Genomic DNA, 6,138 nt, shown 5'->3' on the forward strand with positions numbered 1-6,138 from the left:
ATTTCTGAAAAAAATGTACAGACAGGATAAAAAATTTCTGGCAAATATTTTTGCGAAGAAGAATTTTCAAAATATCCTTTTTCAGGGCCGACTAATTACAGGCCAAAATCTAGCGTATTGTTGCAATACTCAGGTTGATGTCAGCATTAATTTGGACTCAAATAACGTCAATCTGCTCAAGCCTGTAGCCGTTTCTATCATTTGTAAACTATGGCTGCAAAAGCCCAATTCTTGGCTATTCCGTGGCTTTAGCTGCCGAGCAAGCTGTCATAGACAGACAGTTGCTCATGTTTTTTTATGAGTGCGCTCGATAGTACCAGTATGGAATATCAGATTTCCTTGCCTGCGTTCACGCAAATAACGTTTCAAGGGATCATGAATAACGCGAAAGGCCATTTCCTCCCAAGGTATTTCTGGCTCGGACAACAACCTGACTTCGCTGCTTTCAATGCCTGGGCTGTAATCCAGGTCAAGCAGGCGAGCTCGAAATAATGCATAGACTTGACTGATATGCGGTAGACTGTAAATTGCGTATAGTTCACCGATTTCAACGCGGGCGTTGGCTTCCTCCAGCGTTTCCCGCGCAGCAGCCTCGGCCAGGGTTTCGTTATTTTCCATAAACCCTGCAGGCAGCGTCCACCAGCCGCTGCGTGGTTCAATTGCACGGCGGCACAGCAGGATTTTATCTTCCCATTCGGGTATGCATCCTACAACAACTTTGGGATTCTGATAATGGATTTCATGACATTGAGTGCAGATATAACGGGGCAATGTGTCTCCATCCGGTATGCGAAATTCAACAATCGCGCTGCAGTTGCTGCAATACTTCATAAAAAATCCATGTATTACATGTTGTTATTAACAACAAAGTGTCTCTCTGCCAGTTGTTCTCCGGTTTCATCAGTCAATGTGACACGCCATAGTCCGGTGCTATTATCATTCAGTAATTTGTTGGCATACGTGCGCCAGTTCTGACCATTCACTTCAAGCCGAGTTTCGGCGATCGGTTGCTCTTTGAAATACCAGTTGACAGTTACCTGCTGTCCTGCAAGATCATGCAGTTCGACAAAAAAATAAATATTCCGGGGGGAATTCGGGTCAAGTTGAATTTGGTTGATCTCATCGACGGGTTCACGTTGTTTGACTGCATGCGTCAATTGTGCACGTATTATTTGATCGTGATCAGCGGCATTCGCTGGAATCGACACAGAAATAATTGGATTATTGTCATGTGGCGCCGGCGATTGTTCCTGAGTTTCCGAAATATTATGGGATGACACTGGTTTTGAAACTGGTTTCAGAGAGGCCGTTTTTTCGTCGGGACCCGGCTTAGAGTCGGGTGTGATAATCTGGGTCGCCTCGGATTCCATGTTTATATTGCCAGTCAACGCGGTAAATTGCTCGACTGTACCAGACAAAATTTCTCCTTCCGGCATTACTGTAGCATCGGACAACGAATCTAGCGGGGATATCGCATTTTCGTTCTCAAAGCTGTTGTACAGCGGTGTCGAATCGGTGAAATGTTCAGTTTTGAAGTCGACATCATCGGGTGCTGTTTTGGAATTACTCAGAACGGGCAGCAGATAGCCGATAAATCCGGCCGCAGCAACAAGTATTGTTGCTGCCACAGCGATTTTGCGCCAGTCGAGCGGTGGTTTCTCCAGGATGGTCTGAGCATCATAATTCGAGATGCTATCCTCTGCTTTATCAGTCTCACTTCCTTGCTCTGAAGTTTTGGGCTGCTGGATATGTATACGAATTTTCAGTTTGTTATCGGACATAGTAGACTGAACCCGGGCTCGCAAAATAAATTAACGGTAAAATTATACAGCAGAACGTACACGGCAATAATTGTCTTCTGCAACATTGTCTGCAGTATTTGCGATTTATATTTTACAATAAGATAATCGCCACAGAAAAAATAGCCCGAAGCAAGTAACGGAAACGCGCGTACGATGAATCAAACAATAGAAAATGTGCGGCGACAGCACGATCTGCTGCGTCAGCAGATCGTGCTGTATAATTATCAGTATTATGTGCTGGACGCACCGACAATCCCGGATGCGGAGTATGATCGTCTGTTTCGTAAATTACAGTATATTGAACAGGAATATCCGGCACTGGTAACACCGGAATCGCCCACGCAACGTATTGGTGCAGAACCTTTAAAAACATTTTCTCAGGTGGCACATGAGGCGCCAATGCTGTCTTTGGCAAATGCTTTCGAACCGGTTGAAGTTGAAGCCTTTGACCGGCGTGTTCGTGAAGGGCTTGCGGTATCGGCGGTGGAATATGCTGTGGAACCCAAATTTGACGGTCTGGCTGTCAGTCTGCGTTATGAGAATGGCGTGTTTAAAACAGGCGCGACACGTGGAGACGGCTATACGGGTGAGGATATTACGTTAAATCTGCGTACGATTAAAACCATACCTTTGTCTTTATCATCCGAGCATGTGCCGGCGTTGCTGGAAGTGCGCGGCGAAGTATTGATGTTCAGTGCTGATTTTATCCGGCTCAATAAACAGCACGTTGAAACAGGCAAAAAAATTTTTGCCAATCCACGAAATGCTGCTGCAGGATCGTTGCGCCAGCTTGATTCCGCTGTCACTGCGGCGCGTCCCTTGAAGTTTTTTGCGTACGGCATTGTTTCAAACGATGATCCCAATGTTCCGCATGATACGCACAGTGCCATTATTCAATATCTCAGTCGCCTTCATTTTCCGGTTGCGCGGGAATGTGCGGTGGTGAAGGGATGTGCTGAATTGCTGGCATATTATCAGGAAATCGCCGCGCGACGTGGCCAGCTGCCGTATGATATTGACGGTGTTGTATATAAAGTTAATTCGCTGGCCCAGCAAGCCAGACTTGGTTACGTGGCACGTGCTCCCCGTTTTGCGCTTGCGCACAAATTTCCGGCACAGGAAGCCATTACGAAACTACAGGATATTCATGTTCAGGTCGGGCGGACGGGCGCATTGACGCCGGTTGCACGGCTGGAACCTGTGTTGGTCGGCGGCGTGACCGTAACCAATGCCACGCTGCATAATGCCGATGAAATCAATCGCAAAGATATACGTATCGGCGATACTGTGATTATCCGCCGCGCGGGTGATGTCATTCCTGAAATTGTATCCGTTGTTGTAGCGCAACGATCTGAAAACACACAGCCTTTTGTTATGCCGCAGCATTGTCCTGTGTGTGGCGCAAAAGCGGTACGGACGGCAGGTGAAGCTGTTTCCCGTTGTACCGGCGGCCTTTTTTGTCCCGCACAGCGCAAACAGGCTATTCTGCACTTCGCATCGCGGCGCGCTCTGGATATAGAGGGGCTTGGGGAAAAGCTGGTCGACCAGTTGGTCGATAACGCCATCGTCAGAAACCCGGCCGATTTGTATCGACTGGGTATTCTTGCACTCGTAAATCTGGAGAGAATAGCCGAGAAATCGGCCAGTAAGATTCTCGCAGCGATCGAAAAGAGCAAACAGGCTACATTGGCTCGATTTATCTATGCACTGGGTATCCGTAATGTCGGCGAAGTAACGGCCAAAGACCTGGCGCGTCATTTTGGCAGCCTGGACCGACTTATGGATACCGATATGGAGAATCTGACACAAGTGCCGGCCGTCGGCCCGGTTGTTGCACAAAGCATTCTAGACTTTTTTGCTGAAAAGCATAACCGGGAGGTCATTGAACGGTTGCGTGCCAGCGGTGTTCGCTGGGAAGAAAGCGCAAATGCAGCAGACAGATCTGCAGAAAATCATGCAATCAACGGAAAAATATTCGTGCTAACCGGAGCACTGTCGGAGATGACGCGGGAGGAAGCCAGGGGGAAAATTGAAATGTATGGTGGCAAAGTGGCGGGCAGCGTTTCCAGGAAAACCGATTATGTTGTGGTTGGCGAAGATCCCGGCAGCAAATATGAAAAAGCCGTCAGCCTGGGGATAATGTTGATTGATGAAGACCAACTTAAATCACTTCTGCAATCCGTCTGAAATTATGTTGAGCCGTGAAAAAGCCGAACAGATTTTAGAAAACGCCGAGTTGATTTATTCTGCTGAAACGATAGCGGAAACGGTGCAGCGTCTGGCCGATGAAATTACACGGCAATTATCCGGTCAATATCCGCTGGTATTGTGTGTAATGAAAGGTGCTGTGGTATTTGCCGGACATTTGTTGCCAAAATTAATGTTTCCGTTAACTTTTAATTATGTTCAGGTATCACGCTACCATAACACCACACATGGCGGCGCGTTGAACTGGCTGATGTTTCCTCAGGATGCGGTACAGGGCAGGGCCGTACTGGTTATTGACGATATTCTTGATGAAGGTGTGACGTTGGTGGAAGTCCGTAAAAAAATACTTGATTGTGGTGCGCGTTCATTTCACAGTGTTGTGCTGGCGAACAAAAATACCGGCATACCTAAACCCTTTCAAGCCGATTTTGTCGGATTTGAATTGCCAAATCGATATGTGTTTGGTTACGGTATGGATGTGTACAGCGTCTGGCGGAATCTGCCGGCAATTTACGCATTACAATCCGGATCGGGATGATCTATTATGCTGGCTATCATTGGTGGAAGCGGCATGACGCAGCTCTCGTGTCTGAAAATATCACACCGCCGGGTTATACGGACGCCATATGGAGAACCGTCCGGTCCGTTTACCTTTGGTACAGTCAACGGACATGACATTGTTTTTCTGGCCCGGCATGGTCACGGTCACACGATTCCCCCGCATCGGATCAATTATCGCGCCAACATATGGGCGCTGCGTTCACTTTCGCCTGAACATATCGTAGCTGTTGCGGCTGTCGGTGGTATCCGGGAAGACCTGACCCCCGGAACGTTGATTATTCCCGGCCAGGTCATCGACTATACCTACGGACGCGATTTTACTTATTTTGACAGCTCGGAAGATCCGGTAACCCATATCGATTTTACCGATCCTTACAGTTCCGTGACACGAATGCAGCTCTTTCGAGCGGCACGCCTGGCGGATGAAGCTGTCATGGATAGCGGTGTCTATGCCGCCGTGCAGGGGCCACGACTTGAAACGGCTGCGGAAATCAACCGGCTGGAGCGTGACGGCTGTGATATGGTAGGTATGACAGGTATGCCGGAGGCTGCGCTGGCCAGAGAACTGGGATTAAATTATGCGACACTGGCCGTGGTGGCTAATTATGCTGCCGGGCGCGGGACGAATGTTGCAGCAATTCCGCTGAAGGAGATTTATGTGGTGCTGGAAAAGGCAATGGTCCGCGTGAGAAATATCATTGAACATCTGGCAAAATGTTATGACGATAAAACAAATACTTAAAATGGGAGAGCCGCAGCTGCTGGAAGTGACAAGTCCGGTGAAACAGTTCAATACATCTGAACTTGAGATGCTGATTCAGGATATGAAAGATACAATGATATCATGCGATGGTGCGGGTCTTGCAGCACCACAGATTGGCGTTGGATTGCAAGTGGTTATTTTTGGTTTCAAAGAAAATCAGCGCTATCCCGGTGCGGACGAAATTCCGTTTACCGTGTTGATCAACCCGCAGCTGACACCATTGTCCGATGAAATGGAAGATGACTGGGAGGGGTGTTTGAGCGTGCCTGGGTTGCGTGGCAAGGTGCCGCGTTATACGCATTTGCGCTATCAGGGATTTGACCAGCATGGCCGCGCAATTGACCGTCAGATAGAAGGTTTTCATGCACGCGTGGTACAGCATGAATGCGACCATCTGCAAGGCATTCTTTATCCCATGCGCATCAGGGATTTTCGTACATTTGGTTTTATTGATGCGCTGTTTCCCGGTCATGGTGTTGTGAATACATAGACAAGACTTGGTATTTTCTTGGCGCCGTCTTGGTTCCAAATCCTGCTTGGCACCGCGCAATTCAACGGCAACGCATCGACCCGGCTGTATGGCTCAAAGATACCCTCACAAAACTTTCTGCCTGGTCTAATGAGCAGAATTATGTGCTTGCGGATGATCGCTCGCACTGTGGTGACATGACGCTGATGCCGACGCGAGTCAGTTCAGCATCAGCCTTGCTGTCCCGTGTCAATTATCCTGGCCGGTTTGGCGACAATTATGATGGCCGGTTGAGTTTTTTATGATTTTTTCAGATTTTTCCTCCTGTAACTTTC

Annotated in this window: 8 protein-coding genes; 6 read left to right on the top strand and 2 right to left on the bottom strand. The window is 48.1% G+C overall.

All coding sequences use genetic code 11. The features are described 5' to 3' along the window. Positions 1 to 301: hypothetical protein (locus BMY60_RS16090; protein WP_218141716.1), on the top strand; the 301-nt coding region annotated here is incomplete at its 5' end. Here the strand turns inward: BMY60_RS16090 and BMY60_RS14435 are convergent. Continuing rightward, complete coding sequence (locus BMY60_RS14435) at positions 286 to 831, bottom strand: NUDIX hydrolase (protein ID WP_090334570.1); 546 nt, start codon at positions 829 to 831, stop codon at positions 286 to 288. The genes BMY60_RS16090 and BMY60_RS14435 overlap by 16 nt on opposite strands. Before the next feature lie 14 nt (positions 832 to 845). Further along, the gene (locus BMY60_RS14440) at positions 846 to 1,781 is read right to left on the bottom strand and encodes a DUF2914 domain-containing protein (protein ID WP_090334572.1); all 936 of its coding nucleotides are present in this window, start codon (positions 1,779 to 1,781) and stop codon (positions 846 to 848) included. A gap of 174 nt (positions 1,782 to 1,955) precedes the next feature. On the opposite strand from BMY60_RS14440, the gene ligA reads away from it, so the two are divergent. The 5 genes from ligA to BMY60_RS14465 are packed head-to-tail and all read left to right on the top strand — an operon-like array spanning position 1,956 to position 6,108. Beyond that, the gene (gene ligA, locus BMY60_RS14445) at positions 1,956 to 3,989 is read left to right on the top strand and encodes an NAD-dependent DNA ligase LigA (RefSeq protein ID WP_090334573.1); all 2,034 of its coding nucleotides are present in this window, start codon (positions 1,956 to 1,958) and stop codon (positions 3,987 to 3,989) included. A 4-nt stretch (positions 3,990 to 3,993) separates the two neighbouring features. Beyond that, positions 3,994 to 4,548, top strand: a complete 555-nt coding sequence (locus BMY60_RS14450) for a hypoxanthine-guanine phosphoribosyltransferase (RefSeq protein ID WP_090334574.1) — start codon at positions 3,994 to 3,996, stop codon at positions 4,546 to 4,548. 6 nt (positions 4,549 to 4,554) lie between these two features. Further along, a complete protein-coding gene (locus BMY60_RS14455) occupies positions 4,555 to 5,313 on the top strand; it encodes an S-methyl-5'-thioinosine phosphorylase (protein ID WP_090334576.1) in 759 nt (252 codons plus the stop codon). Then, on the top strand, positions 5,291 to 5,824 hold the full coding sequence (gene def, locus BMY60_RS14460) for a peptide deformylase (protein WP_090334578.1): 534 nt from the start codon (positions 5,291 to 5,293) through the stop codon (positions 5,822 to 5,824). Before BMY60_RS14455 ends, def begins: the two co-directional genes overlap by 23 nt. Positions 5,825 to 5,853: 29 nt before the next feature. Continuing rightward, a complete protein-coding gene (locus BMY60_RS14465; protein WP_090334579.1) occupies positions 5,854 to 6,108 on the top strand; it encodes a hypothetical protein in 255 nt (84 codons plus the stop codon). The last annotated feature ends 30 nt before the right edge of the window (positions 6,109 to 6,138 follow it).

It is taken from the genome of Nitrosomonas sp. Nm51, from assembly GCF_900111165.1.
Taxonomy (GTDB): Bacteria; Pseudomonadota; Gammaproteobacteria; order Burkholderiales; family Nitrosomonadaceae; genus Nitrosomonas.

Bases quoted from the DNA above. Each gene is read 5' to 3' on its own strand.
- BMY60_RS14435 (WP_090334570.1), bottom strand. From the start codon at position 831: ATGAAGTATTGCAGCAACTGCAGCGCGATTGTTGAATTTCGCATACCG.
- BMY60_RS14455 (WP_090334576.1), top strand. From the start codon at position 4,555: ATGCTGGCTATCATTGGTGGAAGCGGCATGACGCAGCTCTCGTGTCTG.
- BMY60_RS14450 (WP_090334574.1), top strand. From the start codon at position 3,994: ATGTTGAGCCGTGAAAAAGCCGAACAGATTTTAGAAAACGCCGAGTTG.
- BMY60_RS14440 (WP_090334572.1), bottom strand. From the start codon at position 1,781: ATGTCCGATAACAAACTGAAAATTCGTATACATATCCAGCAGCCCAAA.
- ligA (WP_090334573.1), top strand. From the start codon at position 1,956: ATGAATCAAACAATAGAAAATGTGCGGCGACAGCACGATCTGCTGCGT.
- def (WP_090334578.1), top strand. From the start codon at position 5,291: ATGACGATAAAACAAATACTTAAAATGGGAGAGCCGCAGCTGCTGGAA.